At 64.9% G+C, this 16,853-nt stretch carries 14 protein-coding genes and 3 tRNA genes; 12 read left to right on the forward strand and 5 right to left on the reverse strand.

Features of this window, described 5'->3' with window-relative positions; translation table 11 throughout:
- Nucleotides 1–88 precede the first annotated feature (88 nt).
- Nucleotides 89–427: a P-II family nitrogen regulator gene (locus QOU61_RS17460; protein ID WP_007603495.1), complete on the reverse strand. Its 339-nt coding sequence runs from the start codon at nucleotides 425–427 to the stop codon at nucleotides 89–91.
- A gap of 367 nt (nucleotides 428–794) precedes the next feature.
- On the opposite strand from QOU61_RS17460, the gene QOU61_RS17465 reads away from it, so the two are divergent.
- Together QOU61_RS17465 and QOU61_RS17470 are read left to right on the forward strand one after the other, a co-directional pair.
- Nucleotides 795–2,294 (forward strand): NAD(P)H-hydrate dehydratase, encoded by a 1,500-nt coding sequence (locus QOU61_RS17465; RefSeq protein WP_289660936.1) that lies wholly within the window; start codon nucleotides 795–797, stop codon nucleotides 2,292–2,294.
- 40 nt (nucleotides 2,295–2,334) lie between these two features.
- Nucleotides 2,335–2,742, forward strand: a complete 408-nt coding sequence (locus QOU61_RS17470) for a GNAT family N-acetyltransferase (RefSeq protein ID WP_289660938.1) — start codon at nucleotides 2,335–2,337, stop codon at nucleotides 2,740–2,742.
- Between the two features lie 10 nt (nucleotides 2,743–2,752).
- Here the strand turns inward: QOU61_RS17470 and QOU61_RS17475 are convergent, their stop codons facing one another.
- Together QOU61_RS17475 and QOU61_RS17480 are read right to left on the reverse strand one after the other, a co-directional pair.
- Nucleotides 2,753–3,838, reverse strand: a complete 1,086-nt coding sequence (locus QOU61_RS17475) for an enolase C-terminal domain-like protein (protein ID WP_289660940.1) — start codon at nucleotides 3,836–3,838, stop codon at nucleotides 2,753–2,755.
- Between the two features lie 10 nt (nucleotides 3,839–3,848).
- Nucleotides 3,849–5,177, reverse strand: coding sequence for a multicopper oxidase domain-containing protein (locus QOU61_RS17480; RefSeq protein WP_289660941.1), 1,329 nt, complete (start codon nucleotides 5,175–5,177; stop codon nucleotides 3,849–3,851).
- A gap of 297 nt (nucleotides 5,178–5,474) precedes the next feature.
- Here QOU61_RS17480 and QOU61_RS17485 point away from each other — a divergent pair.
- The 9 genes from QOU61_RS17485 (at nucleotide 5,475) to QOU61_RS17525 (ending at nucleotide 14,726) form a co-directional block, all read left to right on the forward strand.
- Nucleotides 5,475–5,559, forward strand: a tRNA-Leu gene (locus QOU61_RS17485).
- A gap of 158 nt (nucleotides 5,560–5,717) precedes the next feature.
- Nucleotides 5,718–7,079, forward strand: coding sequence for a trigger factor (tig, locus tag QOU61_RS17490; RefSeq protein ID WP_289660942.1), 1,362 nt, complete (start codon nucleotides 5,718–5,720; stop codon nucleotides 7,077–7,079).
- A 272-nt stretch (nucleotides 7,080–7,351) separates the two neighbouring features.
- A complete protein-coding gene (locus QOU61_RS17495) occupies nucleotides 7,352–7,987 on the forward strand; it encodes an ATP-dependent Clp protease proteolytic subunit (protein ID WP_289660944.1) in 636 nt (211 codons plus the stop codon).
- A 399-nt stretch (nucleotides 7,988–8,386) separates the two neighbouring features.
- Nucleotides 8,387–9,661 carry an ATP-dependent Clp protease ATP-binding subunit ClpX gene (gene clpX / locus QOU61_RS17500; RefSeq protein WP_027537232.1) on the forward strand — a complete coding sequence of 425 codons (1,275 nt, stop codon included), beginning with the start codon at nucleotides 8,387–8,389 and terminating at the stop codon, nucleotides 9,659–9,661.
- Between the two features lie 299 nt (nucleotides 9,662–9,960).
- Nucleotides 9,961–12,384, forward strand: coding sequence for an endopeptidase La (gene lon, locus QOU61_RS17505; protein WP_289660949.1), 2,424 nt, complete (start codon nucleotides 9,961–9,963; stop codon nucleotides 12,382–12,384).
- Nucleotides 12,385–12,487: 103 nt separating this feature from the next.
- Nucleotides 12,488–12,889 carry a GFA family protein gene (locus tag QOU61_RS17510; RefSeq protein WP_289660951.1) on the forward strand — a complete coding sequence of 134 codons (402 nt, stop codon included), beginning with the start codon at nucleotides 12,488–12,490 and terminating at the stop codon, nucleotides 12,887–12,889.
- Between the two features lie 47 nt (nucleotides 12,890–12,936).
- Nucleotides 12,937–13,013 (forward strand) — tRNA-Val (locus tag QOU61_RS17515).
- A 414-nt stretch (nucleotides 13,014–13,427) separates the two neighbouring features.
- Nucleotides 13,428–13,676 carry a hypothetical protein gene (locus tag QOU61_RS17520; RefSeq protein WP_289660953.1) on the forward strand — a complete coding sequence of 83 codons (249 nt, stop codon included), beginning with the start codon at nucleotides 13,428–13,430 and terminating at the stop codon, nucleotides 13,674–13,676.
- A 189-nt stretch (nucleotides 13,677–13,865) separates the two neighbouring features.
- The gene (locus tag QOU61_RS17525; RefSeq protein ID WP_289660955.1) at nucleotides 13,866–14,726 is read left to right on the forward strand and encodes a class I SAM-dependent methyltransferase; all 861 of its coding nucleotides are present in this window, start codon (nucleotides 13,866–13,868) and stop codon (nucleotides 14,724–14,726) included.
- 49 nt (nucleotides 14,727–14,775) lie between these two features.
- Here QOU61_RS17525 and pepT read toward each other — a convergent pair whose 3' ends face one another.
- Both pepT and QOU61_RS17535 read right to left on the reverse strand, forming a co-directional pair.
- Nucleotides 14,776–16,029: a peptidase T gene (gene pepT / locus QOU61_RS17530; RefSeq protein WP_289660956.1), complete on the reverse strand. Its 1,254-nt coding sequence runs from the start codon at nucleotides 16,027–16,029 to the stop codon at nucleotides 14,776–14,778.
- A gap of 128 nt (nucleotides 16,030–16,157) precedes the next feature.
- Nucleotides 16,158–16,457, reverse strand: a complete 300-nt coding sequence (locus QOU61_RS17535) for an HU family DNA-binding protein (RefSeq protein ID WP_289660958.1) — start codon at nucleotides 16,455–16,457, stop codon at nucleotides 16,158–16,160.
- Between the two features lie 215 nt (nucleotides 16,458–16,672).
- Between QOU61_RS17535 and QOU61_RS17540 the strand changes: the two genes are divergently transcribed.
- Nucleotides 16,673–16,749: transfer RNA gene (locus tag QOU61_RS17540), tRNA-Asp, on the forward strand.
- The last annotated feature ends 104 nt before the right edge of the window (nucleotides 16,750–16,853 follow it).

Here is a 16,853-nt window from a genome sequence, read left to right on the forward strand (position 1 = left end):
CGAATTTAGGGCCGCCATCGCGGCCTCTTTCTGCTTCTGGTGCGGTGGATTTGACATTCGCTTCGGTGTTGTTCGGATAGCATCGGGCTCAAATAGCGTCCAGCCCGGATTCGCCGGTGCGGATGCGAATGGCTTCCTCGATGTTGGACACGAAGATCTTGCCGTCGCCGATCCGCCCCGTTTGGGCCGCGCGGCGGATCGCATCGATTGCCCGCTCCACGAGGTCGTCGCCGATCACGATCTCGATCTTCACCTTGGGCAGGAAGTCGACGATGTATTCAGCGCCCCGATAGAGCTCGGCATGCCCCTTCTGGCGACCGAAACCCTTGGCCTCGGTGACCGTGATGCCCTGCAGTCCGACTTCCTGGAGCGCTTCCTTCACCTCGTCGAGCTTGAACGGCTTGATGATGGCTTCGATCTTCTTCACTTAGCGCCTCCCGGGCATTGCAGGTCAAACGAGCGAGCTGGTCGGTCGCGAAAGGCGCGCAGGTTTTGCGCTTGTCCTCGATGCCGGGCGTTGTCTGGCTGCCGAGCGGCAGTCCGATGCACCGATCGCGGCCTGCATGCGCGACGAACCAGAGTGGCTTCCTCGAAAGCAGGGTCTATGCCAAGTTGTTAACGGACCTGTTTTCGGAACGTTATCAGACTTTTGATAGGCATTTCGCCTGCGAACGAGTGAAAGTCCAGCATAGCGAAGCACATGAAATAGGCAAATAGGTCAATATCTGTGCAATTCCTGGCGGCGTACCGCGGGCCGGCGGGCGGAATGCCTCAGGATTGATCGGGGACTGGATATGGAAGTTCTGACGACGGCCGAGATTGAACGCGCCGACCGGCTCGCCATCGCCGCGGGCACGCCGGGCTTCGCGCTGATGCTCAGCGCCGGCCAGGCGGTCGCGGAAGCCGCGACGGATCTCGTCGAGCAGGGGCCGATCCTGGTGGTGGCGGGCCCCGGCAACAACGGCGGCGACGGCTTCGTCGCGGCGGCCGAGCTTGCCGCGCAGGGCCGCGAGGTCTCGGTGATCCTGATGTGCGAGCGCGACCAGCTCAAGGGCGACGCGGCGTCCGCCGCGCGCGGCTGGAAACATCCGCTGCTCCCGTTCACGCCGCAGGCGATCGGCAAGCCCGCGCTGATCATCGATGCGCTGTTCGGTGCGGGCCTCAGCCGTCCCGTCGAGGGCGAGGCGCGCGCCATGATCGAGGCGATCAACGCTAATGGCGCGCCGGTGCTCGCGGTCGACCTGCCGAGCGGGATCAACGGCACGTCGGGCGCGGTGATGGGTGTCGCGGTGCAAGCGACCGAAACCGTGACTTTCTTCCGCAAGAAGCCCGCGCATCTCCTGCTGCCGGGCCGCATCCATTGCGGTCCCGTCCGGCTTGCCGACATCGGCATCCCTGCGCAGGTGCTGGATGAGATCAGGCCGCAGACCTTCGAGAACACGCCGGAGGTGTGGCGGACCCGGTTTCCGGTGCCGAAGATCGACGGCCACAAATATGCCCGCGGCCACGCGCTGATCGTTTCCGGCGGCATAGAGGCGACGGGCGCGGCACGCATGGCGGCGCGGGCCGCCTTGCGCGCGGGCGCCGGGCTCGCGACGCTCGCCTCACCTCGGGATGCGCTTGCCGTGAATGCCGCAGCGCTCACCGCGGTAATGGTCCGCGCCGTCGACACGGTGGTCGAGTTCGGCGAGCTGCTTGCCGACAAGCGGTTCAATGCGCTCGTGATCGGGCCGGGCGCCGGCGTCGGCGAGCGGACCCGCGATTTCGTGCATACGGCGCTGTCGATGCGGCGACCGGCCGTGCTCGATGCGGATGCGTTGACGAGCTTTGCTGCCGCACCCGAGCGCCTGTTCGAGTCGATCAGGCTTTCGTTCGATCCGCAGGTGGTGCTGACGCCGCACGAGGGCGAGTTTCCGCGGCTGTTTTCCGACATCAGCAACAAGAATCCTGGTCGCTCCAAGCTGGAACGGGTGCGCGATGCGGCCGAACGTTGCGGCGCCGTGGTGCTGCTGAAAGGTCCCGATACAACGGTGGCCGCGCGCGACGGCCGCGCCAGCATCGCGGCCAATGCGCCGCCCTGGCTGGCGACCGCCGGCGCCGGCGATGTGCTCGCCGGCATCATCGCGGGGCTTCTCGCGCAGGGCGTGCCGGCCTTCGAGGCCGCTTCGATCGGGGTGTGGATGCATGGCGAGGCCGCGCGCGAGGCCGGCCCGGGCCTGATCGCCGAAGACCTGCCGGAAACGCTGCCCGCCGTGTTCAGGCGCATCTATGACGAGTTCGGCATCGACTATTGAGAAGCGCGGGCGCGCGTTGCGGCGCCTGGACCTTGCGGATATGGACGAAGCGGCGCGGGTCCACCGCGTTGCCTTTGACGCTGCGCTGCCGCGGCTCGCCGGGCGCCATACGCCGGAAGAAGACCGCTGGTTCTTCCGTGAGCGGGTGTTCCCGGCCTGCGAACTCTGGGGCGCGTTCGACGGCGCGGCGATGCGAGGGATGATCGCTTTCCGAGCGGACTGGATCGACCAGCTCTATGTGCTGCCACAGGCGCAAGGGGACGGCGTCGGCAGCGCCTTGCTGCAAATCGCCAAGGATGGCTGCGCCGGCCTGCAGCTTTGGACCTTCCAAAGCAACGTGAGAGCGAGGCGCTTCTATGAACGGCGGGGATTTGCGCTCGTTCGCCAGACCGATGGCGACAATGAGGAGCAGGAGCCCGACGCGCTGTATCGCTGGACGCGCGGCTGACGCTACCGTTTCAGCTCAGCACGTATTTCGCGACCGCATCCTCGCTCCATTCGAGGCCAAGGCCAGGCCCGCGCGCGCTGACGGTGCCGTCGACGATCCTGATCGGCTCGACAAGGATGGCGCCCGCGAGGTCGAGGACTTCGAGCCAATGTGCGGTCGGCGTCACCGTGAGCACATGCGCGCTGGCCTCCGCGAACAAATGGCTCGACATCGGGATCGACGCGGCGTCGGCCTGTCCGGCGACGTTGAGCCAGCCGGTGACGCCGCCGACCTTCATCAAATCGGGCATGATGAAGTCGCTGGCGCCGGCCGCAATCGCCTCGGCGAAGCCGCGCGGGAACCACCAGTTCTCGCCGGCCTGGATCGGGATCGGCGAGTTCTCGCGCACCCTGGCATGGCCCGACAGGTTCTCCTGCGCCACCGGCTCCTCGATCCAGCAGAGGTCGTAGGGCGCCAAGCGAGCGATGCGGCAGATCGCCTCGGCGGGATCGAGCGACTGGTTGAAGTCGAGCATCAGGGCTACGTCAGGGCCGAGCAGGGCACGCAGCCCCTTGATCATGCGCTCGTCTTCGGCGGCATCACCGGTGCCGCCCTTGACCTTGATGCCGCGAAAGCCGAGCTCGATCGAGCGCCGAAGCTGTCTCTCGTCGGCGACCGGATCGACCGCGCCATAGCTGTCATAGGCCCTGACCGGGCGCGGCGATCCACCGAGCAGGGCTGCGACCGGCTTGCCGGCGAGCCTGCCGAGCGCGTCCCAATAGGCCATGTCGAGGCCGGACACCGCCATGCCGACAAGGCCCTGCCAGCCGAGCAGGCGGAACTTGGCGTCCATCGCCGCCATCAGGTCGAACGGTGCAATCGGCCGGCCAACGAGGTCGCGGCCGATCCCCTCGATCAGATGCACCAGCGGCTGCAGCGTCAGCCTTGTATAGGCGAAGACGTAGGCGCGTCCGGTCACACCCTGATCGGTCAAAACATCGATCAGCACCAGCGGCGCTTCGCTGATGACACCGAAGGCGTTCTTCACGGGGCGGCCGACCGGCGCGATGACGGCGCGGGCCTTCACGCTGCGCAGGGTTGGCGTGGTGTTGCTCATGGTCTGATCCTCACTCGACACTGTACCAGCGGACGAGACGCGGCGCCGCCCAGTCGGTAACGCAGGCCTCGACCAGCCAGCGCCCGGCATGCTCGGCCAGGAGTGCGACGCGCTGGGTCTGTCCCGGCTCGACGGCGAGCGTATCGAGCCAGAACGGCTTCCAGCCATCGTCGAGCCGGTCGAGCAGGCGGAAATGGTGGCCATGCAGCCGGAACACGGTCGGCTTCTCGGCAGGATTGGTCAATGCCAGCACCACGGCGCGGCCGCGCCTGGCGCGGAACGCGGGCGATGCTGTCGGTTGCAATTCTTCCGCAGGTGTCCAGGCCGGTGACCGCCCGAGCGCCATATCCACCCGCAAGGCGTCCTTGAGATCGATCCGGTCGGGCAGGCCGTTGGCAGGCAAGGCTGGAGCTGCCGGCAGCGGAGCCGGGCGCGCCGCTGGTCCGTCGGCGACGACGAGCCGGCCGATCGGGCGCGCCGTCTGCCCGTCATGCAGCAGGATCGGCGAGGCCGAAGCCGGCTTGCCGGTCGCGTCGATGAAGGCATCGACGCGGGCCCCGGGTGCAAGTACCAGGGCACCGTTACGGGCCTGGAACGGCTCGCAGGGCTGGCTGTCGAGGGCCATCACCCGGACGTCGAGCCCTTCGATTTTCACCGCAATGACGCGGCGCTCCGAACCGTTGATCAAGCGAAGCCTGAGCCGCTCGTGAGCGCGAAGCGAAATATCCTGGGACAGAGCGCCGTTGGCGGTGAAGATCGTCTCGGCACCACCGGCGTCGGCGCCGGCCGCGACGGGCGTTCCGTCGGCACGCAGCCGCCATTCCTCGACCAGGAGCACCTCGTCGCGATCGACGGCCACCGGTTCCTTCTCGGTGGCGACCAGTGCGAGCGGCCGCACCGGTTGCGCCCCGCCGCCAAGCGGCCGCAGCGCGCAGAGAAAGGTCCCGGCATGGCCGAGCGCAAGTTCAAGCGATGCTTTAGCTCCGGCCGCCAACGGCTTTTGCGCCAGCAGCGGCTCCAGTCCGGGAGCGGCGTCCAGGCCATGGCAATCCAGTGCAAGCGCGACCGGCAACGCGTTGGTGACGGTCAGATCGAGCCGTTCGCCCTGGCCAAACCGCGCCGTGCCCGCCGCCGCGGCGGTTCTGAGGGCCCAAGCCGCGGTTTCGGCCTGGTTCGGCCTCAGGCCAACCGTCTCCGCCGCCGCCCGCAGGGCCAGCGGGGTCGCCGGGGCGGCGATCGCGGGCCAATGCGGGCCAAGCACAGCCGCCCCGAGGCCCGCCATCACCCTGCGTCGATTGATCCGCAAAATCGGGTTTGACATGAGGTGGATGCGGACCATTTTTAGGATGAAGTGTCCAGTGGAGCGGATTTGACGTTCGCTACGTGCTCGCCGCGACGGCGTCATGCGAACGTCGAATCCAAAGCCCCACTAGCATCAACTATTTGCTGGTGGTCCTTTGATTCCGACATTCGCAAGCTTGCCTCCCAAAGTGGGTAGCGAATGTTAGAATCCGACCATCCGTCCGGCAGGCCGCCGGGGAGGGACCGAACCGGCCATTTTTTTGCTGCGGACGGGGTGGCTCATGGTATAAGCCCGCCGCCCGCGGCATCGCGGCCGGACTTGATGCTAATCCGAGCGGGCGTGGCGGAACTGGTAGACGCGCTGGATTTAGGTTCCAGTGACGAAAGTTGTGGGGGTTCGAGTCCCTCCGCCCGCACCAAGCGCTTGCAGCGTTTGCACGAGGAATTGCCGGAGAGCCGGTCCCTGCATAAGGGATATGGTTCACCGATCACCGGCGCGGGACGTCTGTTCGCGCGCTGACAACATTGAAGACTGTTCGGGCCGTGCGCCCGACGAAGCGGAAGAAGATTGAACGCCATGCAGGTCACCGAAACCCTCAACGAAGGGCTCAAGCACGAATTCAAGATCAGCGTTCCCGCATCCGATCTCGATGCCAAGCTGGACGCGCGCCTCGTCGATCTCAAGGACAAGGTCCGCCTGAACGGATTCCGCCCCGGCAAGGTGCCGGTGAGCCATCTGAAGAAGGTCTACGGCCGCTCCGTGATGGCCGAGACGATCGATCAGACCATCCGGGACACCAACACGCAGATCTTCACCGAGCGCGGCTTCCGCCTTGCGACCGAACCCAAGGTCACGATGCCGACGGAAGAGAAGGAGGTCGAGCAGCTCCTGAGCGGCCATTCCGACCTCACCTATACCGTGTCGATCGAAGTGGTGCCGCCGATCCAGCTCGCCGATTTCAAGAGCTTCAATGTCGAGAAGCCGGTCGCCGAGGTCAGCGACGCCGACGTCGACGAAGCGATCAAGCGGATCGCCGATCAGAACCGTACCTATGCGCCGAAGGCCGAGGGCGCCAAGGCCGAATCCGGCGATCGCGTCACCATCAACTTCAAGGGCAGCATCGACGGCACGCCGTTCGAAGGCGGCACCGGCGAGAACATCCAGGTCACGATCGGCTCCAACACCTTCATTCCCGGCTTCGAGGATCAGCTGGTCGGCATCGCCTCCGGCGAAACCCGCACGCTGAAGGTTTCGTTCCCGAAGAACTATGCGAGCGCCAAGCTTGCCGGCCAGCCAGCCGAGTTCGAGACCACCGCGACCCTGCTCGAGGCGCCGCAGGCGGTCGACATCAATGACGAGTTCGCCAAGATGCTCGGGCTGGAATCGCTCGACAAGCTGAAGCAGGCCGCGCGCGAGCGGATGGCCGCTGAGTTTGCCGGCGCGACGCGCCAGCGCGTCAAGCGGCTGCTGCTCGACCGTCTCGACGAGAGCCACAAATTCGACGCGCCGCCGTCGCTGGTCGACGAAGAGTTCAACCTGATGTGGACCTCGATCAAGGCCGAGATGGAATCCGCCGGCAAGACCTTTGCCGACGAGAACACCACGGAAGAGGCGGCGAAAGAGGAGTACCGCAAGATCGCCGACCGCCGGGTCCGCCTTGGTCTCGTGCTCTCCGAAATCGGCGAGAAGAACAAGATCACCGTCACTGACGACGAGGTGGGCCGTGCCGTGATCGAGCGCGCCCGCTCGATGCCGGGGCGCGAGAAGGAAGTCTGGGATTATTACCGCAGCAATGCCAATGCGCTCGCCCAGCTTCGTGCTCCGATTTATGAGGACAAGGTCGTCGACTTCATCCTCGAGCTTGCCAATGTGAGCGAGAAGAAGGTCTCGCGCGAAGAGCTGTTCAAGGACGACGACGCGGAAAAGACCGCGGCCTGATCTAGTGGTCCGATTCTAGCAATCGCTCCACCAGGTTCCGGGGCGTTAAGCATGAAGCGCGAATGCGGCGCGCTCGGCCGCGGGCGCGCTGGCAGCGCTCTTGAGAATCGGCTTCAAGTCGCGAAGCCTAGCCTCATGGGTGATTGCCCTTGCCGGCGCGGCAAGCGGCCCATATCTGTGGGCTCTATACAAGTCCTGCATCACGGGACGGTCGTCCGCGCCGCCAACCGGCAAGGCCTGCGGAAGCCGTCCCTGCCAACCCTGGGTGACACATGCGCGATCCCGTCGAAACCTACATGCAACTCGTGCCGATGGTGGTTGAGCAGACCAACCGCGGCGAGCGCGCCTACGACATCTTCTCGCGCCTGTTGAAGGAGCGCATCATCTTCGTCACCGGCCCGGTCGAGGACGGCATGTCGACGCTGATCGTGGCGCAGCTTCTGTTCCTGGAGGCGGAGAACCCGAAGAAAGAGATCGCGATGTACATCAACTCGCCGGGCGGGGTGGTGACTTCGGGGCTTGCGATCTACGACACCATGCAGTTCATCCGCCCCGCAGTATCGACGCTGTGCACCGGGCAGGCGGCCTCGATGGGATCGCTCCTGCTTGCGGCCGGCCACAAGGACATGCGCTTCTCGCTGCCGAACTCGCGCATCATGGTGCATCAGCCCTCGGGCGGCTTCCAGGGCCAGGCGACCGACATCATGCTGCATGCGCAGGAAATCCTGAACCTGAAGAAGCGGCTCAACGAGATCTACGTCAAGCACACCGGCCAGACCTACAAGTCGATCGAGGATGCGCTGGAGCGCGACAAGTTCCTCACCGCCGATCAGGCGAAGGAGTTCGGCCTTGTCGACAAGGTTATCGACAAGCGCCCCGAGGATCCGGCGCCTTTGAAGGGGCCGTAGTCATCCGGTCTGTCGTTAGCCATACCGGTCGGGTCAAATCGGTCGGTCAAGGGCCATGGCACGGGCCGAAAGTTCCGCTTTCGTCCCGGTTTTGCGTGGCAATCCCGCAACGCTCCCGTGATTTCGCGCCCTTTGCCTCGTACGGAAGGCTTAAATCACGGTATTGTCACGGTGCCCGCGGCGTCCCCGATTAGCGAATTCTTGATAGTCGGGTGTCAGCATGGTTGGCTACGGTTGATCGGTTATGGTCGAAGGGGATTCGAGTTGGCCGCGATTCGGCTAGGTCTGTGAAACGCAGGGCCTTTTTTGGTACGGATTTTGCTCTATCTAACAATCGATGCCGGTCGGCACCGGAATGGGACGGTAGAGCAGAATAGCGGACGGCGGACGGAGAGATGAATGAGTAAGGTCGGCACGAGCGACTCCAAGAACACGCTGTATTGCTCGTTCTGCGGCAAGAGCCAGCACGAGGTGCGCAAGCTGATCGCGGGCCCGACCGTCTTCATCTGCGACGAATGCGTCGAACTCTGCATGGACATCATCCGCGAGGAGAACAAGTCCTCGCTGGTCAAGTCGCGCGACGGTATCCCGACCCCGAAGGAAATCTGCAAGGTTCTCGACGACTACGTGATCGGCCAGAGCCACGCCAAGAAGGTGCTCTCGGTCGCCGTGCACAATCACTACAAGCGGCTCAACCACCAGACCAAGCACAACGACGTCGAGCTCGCGAAGTCGAACATCCTGCTGATCGGCCCGACCGGTTCGGGCAAGACGCTGCTTGCGCAGACGCTGGCGCGCATCCTGGACGTCCCCTTCACCATGGCGGACGCGACCACGCTCACCGAGGCCGGCTATGTCGGCGAGGACGTCGAGAACATCATCCTGAAGCTGTTGCAGTCGGCCGACTACAATGTCGAGCGCGCGCAGCGCGGCATCGTCTATATCGACGAGATCGACAAGATCAGCCGCAAGTCCGACAACCCCTCGATCACCCGCGACGTGTCGGGCGAGGGCGTGCAGCAGGCGCTTCTGAAGATCATGGAAGGCACGGTGGCCTCGGTTCCTCCGCAGGGCGGCCGCAAGCATCCGCAGCAGGAGTTCCTGCAGGTCGACACCACCAACATCCTGTTCATCTGCGGCGGCGCCTTCTCGGGCCTCGAGAAGATCATCTCCGCACGCGGCCGTTCGACCTCGATCGGCTTCGCGGCCCAGGTGCTGGCGCCGGAAGACCGCCGGACCGGCGAGATCTTCCGCCATGTCGAGCCCGAGGATCTCCTGAAGTACGGGCTGATCCCCGAATTCGTCGGCCGTCTGCCCGTCGTTGCGACGCTGGAGGACCTCGACGAGGCCTCGCTGAAGAAGATCCTGACCGACCCGAAGAACGCGCTGGTGAAGCAGTATCAGCGCCTGTTCGAGATGGAGAACATCGAGCTCACCTTCGCCGATGAGGCGCTTGGCGCGGTCGCCCGCAAGGCGATCGAGCGCAAGACCGGCGCGCGGGGCCTGCGCTCGATCCTCGAAAGCATCCTGCTCGAGACCATGTTCGACCTGCCGGGCCTGGAAGGCGTCGAGGAAGTCGTCATCTCGCGCGAGGTGGTCGAGGGGACCGCACGTCCGCTCTATATCTACGCCGATCGGTCCGATCGCGCGGTGGAAAGCAGCGCAAGCGCCTGATCGCCGGCCGTTTGGACCGGCGCGGAAAAAAGCTGCGGGATCAGTTCCCGCAGCCTTTCACAGCATAATCGTAAATTCGCGTTTCAGCCTTATTTTGCAGGCACTTCCGGGACTTGACACCCCCCGGGGCGATAGCCACCTAATGCTGTCGGTGGCGAAACATCGCGATGCAGATTCGCGTCTCGCCATCTGATCCGGGGAGCAGGCTTCGACGAGCCTGACGACCCATACCGGCACCTTGTGGTGGCCGCGCAATCGGGCGGGCCGCGTGCAAGGGGGCACAACAAAAGGAACAGGCCATGACGACCCCAAAACCCCGGCCAACCATCGTTCACGGCGAGTCCCATTCCTATCCGGTGCTGCCGCTGCGCGACATCGTCGTCTTCCCCCACAACATCGTTCCGCTCTTTGTCGGCCGCGAGAAATCGATCCGCGCGCTCGAAGAGGTGATGAAAAACGACGCGCTGGTGCTGCTCGCGACGCAGAAGAACGCGTCCGACGACGATCCGGCGCCCGACGCGATCTATGAGACCGGCACGCTCGCCAGCGTCCTGCAGCTGTTGAAGCTGCCCGACGGCACCGTGAAGGTGCTGGTCGAGGGCCTTGAGCGTGCACGTGTGGAGAAATATTCCGAACGCGCCGACTACTACGAGGCGAGCGCGGTCGCGCTCGCCGACGCCGACGCCAAATCCGTCGAGGCGGAAGCGCTGGCGCGCTCGGTCGTGTCCGACTTCGAAAGCTACGTGAAGCTGAACAAGAAGATCTCGGCCGAAGTGGTCGGGATGGTGCAGGGCATCACCGATTTCGCCAAGCTTGCCGACGCGGTGGCCTCGCATCTCGCCGTCAAGATCGCCGACCGCCAGTCGATCCTGGAGACACTCTCCGTGCCGCAGCGGCTGGAGAAGGTGCTCGGGCTGATGGAGAGCGAGATCTCGGTGCTGCAGGTCGAGAAGCGCATCCGCTCGCGCGTCAAGCGCCAGATGGAGAAGACCCAGCGCGAGTATTACCTCAACGAGCAGATGAAGGCGATCCAGAAGGAGCTCGGCGACGACGATGGTCGCGACGAGCTCGCCGATCTGGAAGAGAAGATCAACAAGACCAAGCTCTCCAAGGAAGCGCGGGAGAAGGCGCAGCACGAATTGAAGAAGCTGCGCCAGATGTCGCCGATGTCCGCGGAAGCGACCGTCGTGCGCAACTATCTCGACTGGCTCTTGTCGATCCCGTGGAACAAGAAGTCCAAGGTGAAGAAGGATCTGGAGGCCGCGCAGGCGGTTCTGGATGCGGATCACTACGGGCTCGAGAAGGTCAAGGACCGCATCGTCGAGTACCTGGCGGTGCAGTCGCGCGCCAACAAGCTGACCGGGCCGATCCTGTGCCTGGTCGGGCCTCCCGGCGTCGGCAAGACCTCGCTCGGCAAGTCGATCGCGAGGGCGACGGGGCGCGAATTCGTGCGCGTCTCGCTCGGCGGCGTGCGCGACGAGGCCGAGATCCGCGGTCATCGCCGCACCTATATCGGCTCGATGCCCGGCAAGATCATCCAGTCGATGCGCAAGGCGAAGACCTCGAACCCGTTGTTCCTGCTGGACGAGATCGACAAGATGGGCGCCGATTTCCGCGGCGATCCGTCGTCGGCGCTGCTCGAGGTGCTCGACCCCGAGCAGAACTCGACCTTCAACGACCACTATCTCGAGGTCGACTACGATCTCTCCAACGTGATGTTCATCACGACCGCGAATACGCTGAATATTCCCGGACCGCTGATGGACCGCATGGAGATCATCCGCATCGCGGGCTACACCGAGAACGAGAAGCTCGAGATCGCGCGCAAGCACCTGATCCCGAACGCGCTCTCCAAGCACGGTCTGGACTCCAAGGAGTGGTCGATCGACGACGACGGGCTGCTGCTCATGATCCGGCGCTACACCCGCGAGGCGGGTGTGCGCAATCTGGAGCGTGAGCTGTCGACGCTTGCCCGCAAGGCGGTCAAGGACCTGATGATCTCCAAGAAGAAGTCGGTGAAGGTCACCGACAAGAACCTCGAGGAGTTCCTGGGCGTTCCGAAGTACCGCTTCGGCGAGATCGAGAGCGAGGACCAGGTCGGTATCGTCACCGGGCTCGCCTGGACCGATGTCGGCGGCGAGTTGCTGACGATCGAGGGCGTCATGATGCCGGGCAAGGGCAAGATGACCGTCACCGGCAATCTGCGCGACGTGATGAAGGAATCGATCTCGGCGGCGGCGTCCTATGTCCGCTCGCGGGCGATTACCTACGGCGTCGAGCCGCCGCTGTTCGACCGGCGCGACATCCACGTCCACGTGCCGGAGGGGGCGACCCCGAAGGACGGCCCGTCGGCCGGTGTTGCGATGGCGACCGCGATCATCTCGGTCATGACCGGCATTCCGGTCCGCCATGACGTCGCGATGACCGGTGAGATCACGCTGCGGGGCAGGGTGCTGCCGATCGGCGGACTCAAGGAGAAGCTGCTTGCCGCTGCCCGCGGCGGCATCAAGACGGTGCTGATCCCCGAGGACAACGCCAAGGATCTCACGGAGATTTCCGATGCGATCAAGGGCGGCATGGACATCATCCCGGTCGCCCGCCTCGACGACGTCGTCTCGCGTGCGCTGGTGCGCCCGCCGGTGCCGATCGTCTGGGAAGAGGACACCAAGGTGCCGGTCAAGCCGGATGGCGACGAGCCGTCCAGTGGCCTGACCGCCCACTAGGCAAAGCTGAAACGACGAAACGGCGCCTTCGGGCGCCGTTTCTGCTCTTGGAAAGCGCACACCCCTTCGCGTGAAGAAATCGGGTCAAAGCGGGACCGAAGCGATGCGGATCGACGGACAATGCCATTGCGGACGCGTGACCTATGAAGCCGAAATCGATCCGGCGAGGGTTTCGATCTGCCACTGCACCGACTGCCAGTCGCTCACCGGCTCGCCCTTCCGCGTGACGGCGATCTGCTCCGCCGACCAGGTTCGCATGACCGGACAGGCGCCGAAGATCTACGTCAAGACGGGCGACAATGGCGCCATCCGCTACCAGCATTTCTGCGGCGAATGCGGCTCGCCCCTGTTCACCAGCGGCGAGGGCGGTCCCGACGACTGGGGGATTCGCTGGGGCAGCATTCGCCAGCGCGGCGAATTGAGGCCGGCGCGGCAGTTCTGGTGCCGCTCGGCGGCGCCGTGGCTCGACGAGATCGCAACATTGCCGGGGCTGCCGACCGAGTGATTCCCGCGCTTGCGCGGGCGGGCGCGGCAGGGCAAAAGGGCGGGCGAGGGCGGTTAGCTCAGCTGGTTAGAGCATCTCGTTTACACCGAGAGGGTCGGGAGTTCGAATCTCTCACCGCCTACCACCGCTGACGACGGCGGCTCGCGTTTCGCGCCCTGGCCCTTGTACGATAAACAGACTTGCCCACAACGGACTCAGCTGCCCCGGCGCGGACCGTTATCGCCCGGCAGCTTCGATGAGCCGCGGCACTACAGGCGCGAAGACCGACGACGGAAGTGCCCATGCAGCCCTACACGCGAAAAGAGAAAGCGAAAATCACGGCGGGTGCCGTCGCGGCCCTCGTGATGACAGGGTTTCTGTTTGTCATCGCGCTGGCTTTGTTGATGGCGCCACGCGGCTAGAGGGGCGCCAGCCGAGCCGGCCGGAGCGGGAAAATCGGGTCGCGCATTTCCGATCTTGCCGAACCGCCGGCGCTGCCTCGAACCCCCTGTCCTAGGCCCCTCGCGCCCGCCATCGCATCCCCGCCACGTGATTTCCCGTGACCTTCTATGCCTTTTTTTGGGCGCCTATGTGGACGAAGCTTGTCGGGCAGGGCCTTAGCAAGAATGGCAGTTTTCCCGTAAAAATGGCTGGCGGCCACCGCCGGGAGACGGCTGCAATGGATCGCGCCGACAAGAGCTCACAGGATCAAGACCTTCGCAACCTCGCTCGGGTCGTTTCAGCCTGCACCTTGGGGCTCTGGGCCTTTGCAGCGGGTCTGCTGATTGGGGTTTTTCTGTTTTCCTGATGGGCACCCGAGACACAACAAGCTGCGCCAGCACGGTGCCCAGGCGCCTGCCGCGCTGCAGGAGGCGACGCTGATCCTGGCCGCGCTGATGCATCGCTTCGATCTGCGGCTGTTGCCGCGCGCCTCGATTTTGCCGGACAGGCCGCCTAGCCCTTCCCGCCAGCCAGTTTGTGGTCAGAGGACATGCCGATGGAAAGCCCGACGGCCGCGCAAGACAACGCCGACCAGATCGCGTTCTGGAACGGCCCGGCCGGCCAGCGCTGGACCGATCGGCAGGAGGTGCAGGACGTCCTGCTTGCCGGCATCTCCGACATCCTGGTCGCGCGCGCCGCGGCGAGGCCCGGCGAGCGAATCCTCGACGTGGGCTGTGGATGCGGCGCGACCACCATCGCGCTGGCCGAACGGGCCGCGCCGGGCGGCTTCGCGCTCGGCATCGACGTGTCCGCGCCGATGCTGGCTAGGGCGCGGCAGCGGGCGCCGCGCGGCCTGCCGCTCGATTTCGTGCAGGCCGACGCCGCCCTCTATCCTTTCGACCCCGAAAGCTTCGACCTTCTGGCGTCGCGATTCGGCGTGATGTTCTTCGCCGAGCCGTCGCGGTCGTTTGCCCATATGCGCCGGGCGTTGCGGCCGTCGGGTCGCCTCGCTTTCGTCTGCTGGCGCGAGCCGCGCGAAAACCCGTGGATGATGACGCCGCTGCAGGCGGTCTATCAGCACGTGCCCAGGCTCCCGCAGCCCGGTCCGGAGGACCCTGGCCCGTTCGCATTCGCCTCGGAACAACGCGTGCGCGGCATCCTCACCGAGGCCGGCTTCAAGGCGATCGCGATGGAGCCGCAGACGCTCTCGCTTGATCTCGCCATCGGGCGCGGCCTGGATGCGGCGGTCCAGGGCGCGCTCGAAATCGGTCCGGCCGCGCGTGCGCTCGAGGGCCATCCGGCCAACGTCCAGGCGGCGGCGAACGAGTCGATCCGCGCGGCCCTCGCACCCTTCGCGCAAGGTGGCAGCGTCAGGCTGCCGGGATCGATCTGGATCGTGACGGCGCGCGCAAGCTGACGTCCGGCCGTCGTTCGTCGTCGCTCTGCCTGCGGCTGCTGCCGCGCCTTCAGGCGCGCTCTTCCCAGATCATCGAAAGATGCACGATGGTCTGCACCGCCTTTTCCATGTCCTGCCGGCTGACCCATTCGAGCCGCGAATGGAAGGCGTGCTCGCCGGCGAAGATGTTGGGGCAGGGCAGTCCCATGAAGGACAGCCGCGAGCCGTCGGTGCCACCGCGGATCGAGCCGCGCACCGGCTTGAGGCCGGTGCGGCGGACCGCCTCGATGGCGTAATCGACAATCTGCGGATGGCGGTCGATCACCCGCTTCATGTTGCGGTATTGCTCCCGCACCTCCATCCGGTAGCTCGAGCGCGGATAGGACTTCATCACATCCCTGACGATGTCCTCGAGCAGCGTCTCCTTCTGCCTCAAGCGCTCATCGTCGAAATCGCGCACGATGAATTCGAGCCTCGCCTGCTCAAGCGTGCCCGACAGCGCGACCGGATGCAAAAAGCCTTGCCGGCCTTCGGTGGTCTCTGGCGAGCAGCTCTCCTTCGGCAGCGCCGCCACGATCGCGGAGGCGATCTTGATCGCGTGCTCCATCTTGCCCTTGGCAAATCCCGGATGGGTCGAGACCCCGTCGATGATGATGGTGGCGCCGTCGGCGGAGAAGGTCTCGTCCTCGATATAGCCGGCGGTCTCGCCGTCGATGGTGTAGGCGAAATCGGCCCCGAGCTTGTTGAGGTCGACCTTGTCGACGCCGCGGCCGATTTCCTCATCGGGCGTGAACAGGATCCGGATCGTGCCGTGCTTGATCTGTGGATGGGTGACGAGGAAATGCGCGGCATCCATGATCTCGGCGACGCCGGCCTTGTTGTCGGCGCCGAGCAGCGTGGTGCCGTCGGTGGTGATGATGTCATGGCCGATCTGCTCGGCGAGCGCGGGATGCTCGGCGGCGCGGATCACCTGCGAGCGGTCGCCCGGCAGCACGATGTCGCCGCCCGGATAGTTGCGCACGACCTGCGGCCTGACGTTGCGGCCCGTGCAATCGGGCGACGTGTCCATGTGCGAGCAGAAGCAGATCACCGGCACGTGCTTCGTCGTGTTGGCCGGGATGGTCGCATAGACGTAGCCGAATTCGTCGAGATGAGCGTCCTCGATTCCCATTTCCCTGAGCTCGCGAACGAGCACGCGGCCGAGATTCTTCTGCTTTTCGGTGGAAGGGAACGTAGGCGAGGCCGGATCGGACTGGGTATCGATGACGACGTAGCGCAGGAAGCGCTCGGTCACCGTATGGGTAAACACTGGAGGCGAGGTCACAGTCGGGGCCCGTGCTTCAGGGGAACGGAACTGGGCAAACCATATAACAGAAAAGCGTCATTCCGGCGGCCGCGTCGCGCGCCGGAATGACGCTGATTTTTCTGAATCGAGCGGTAGGACCCGGGTCTTTAGACGGCTTCCTTGAGCTCCTTGGCGGCGCGGAAGGCCACCTTCTTGCTGGCCTTGATGTGGATCGCTTCGCCGGTGGCGGGATTGCGGCCCATCCGGGCGGCGCGCTTGCGCACCTGTAGGATGCCAAGCCCGACGATGCGGATGCGGTCGCCCTTCTTCAGGTGCTTAGTGATCCGGGCGACCATGTCGTTCAGGATCGTCTCGGCCTGCTTCTTGGAGAGTTCCTGATCCTCGGCGATCGCTGCCGCGAGGTGCTTGAGCGTGACAGTCGCCGGGGTCGCTGCTTTCTTCGCCATATCTGGCCCTCCTCGTTGACGATGGCTTCGGAAGTTCAGGTTTAACAGGCCTTAAATGATTCGGGGACGCTGTGACTACGCTGTTTCGCCCGGAAATAGGGCATTATTTGCATCGGCATCGCGAAAAGCCCTGCCGCACGGGCGGATTCGCAACATCCTTGACTTGGAATGGTGGCCCCTTTAAGCCCTCATCCCGATGCGGGCCTATGGCATCCGCGGGAGTAGCTCAGTTGGTTAGAGCGCCGCCCTGTCACGGCGGAGGTCGCGGGTTCGAGCCCCGTCTCTCGCGCCATTGATTTGAATGGTCTGGAACCACCTGGTGGAATTCCGTGTCTCAGAATCAATGGCTTGCAGAGCCTTGCGAGCCGTAGCCGCAAACAAAAAGCCGCCCAGAGG

The organism is Bradyrhizobium sp. NP1 (assembly GCF_030378205.1).
GTDB lineage: Bacteria > Pseudomonadota > Alphaproteobacteria > Rhizobiales > Xanthobacteraceae > Bradyrhizobium.

Bases quoted from the DNA above. Each gene is read 5' to 3' on its own strand.
- QOU61_RS17465 (WP_289660936.1), top strand. From the start codon at position 795: ATGGAAGTTCTGACGACGGCCGAGATTGAACGCGCCGACCGGCTCGCC.
- QOU61_RS17470 (WP_289660938.1), top strand. From the start codon at position 2,335: ATGGACGAAGCGGCGCGGGTCCACCGCGTTGCCTTTGACGCTGCGCTG.
- QOU61_RS17475 (WP_289660940.1), bottom strand. From the start codon at position 3,838: ATGAGCAACACCACGCCAACCCTGCGCAGCGTGAAGGCCCGCGCCGTC.
- QOU61_RS17480 (WP_289660941.1), bottom strand. From the start codon at position 5,177: ATGGTCCGCATCCACCTCATGTCAAACCCGATTTTGCGGATCAATCGA.
- tig (WP_289660942.1), top strand. From the start codon at position 5,718: ATGCAGGTCACCGAAACCCTCAACGAAGGGCTCAAGCACGAATTCAAG.
- QOU61_RS17495 (WP_289660944.1), top strand. From the start codon at position 7,352: ATGCGCGATCCCGTCGAAACCTACATGCAACTCGTGCCGATGGTGGTT.
- clpX (WP_027537232.1), top strand. From the start codon at position 8,387: ATGAGTAAGGTCGGCACGAGCGACTCCAAGAACACGCTGTATTGCTCG.
- lon (WP_289660949.1), top strand. From the start codon at position 9,961: ATGACGACCCCAAAACCCCGGCCAACCATCGTTCACGGCGAGTCCCAT.
- QOU61_RS17510 (WP_289660951.1), top strand. From the start codon at position 12,488: ATGCGGATCGACGGACAATGCCATTGCGGACGCGTGACCTATGAAGCC.
- QOU61_RS17525 (WP_289660955.1), top strand. From the start codon at position 13,866: ATGGAAAGCCCGACGGCCGCGCAAGACAACGCCGACCAGATCGCGTTC.
- QOU61_RS17535 (WP_289660958.1), bottom strand. From the start codon at position 16,457: ATGGCGAAGAAAGCAGCGACCCCGGCGACTGTCACGCTCAAGCACCTC.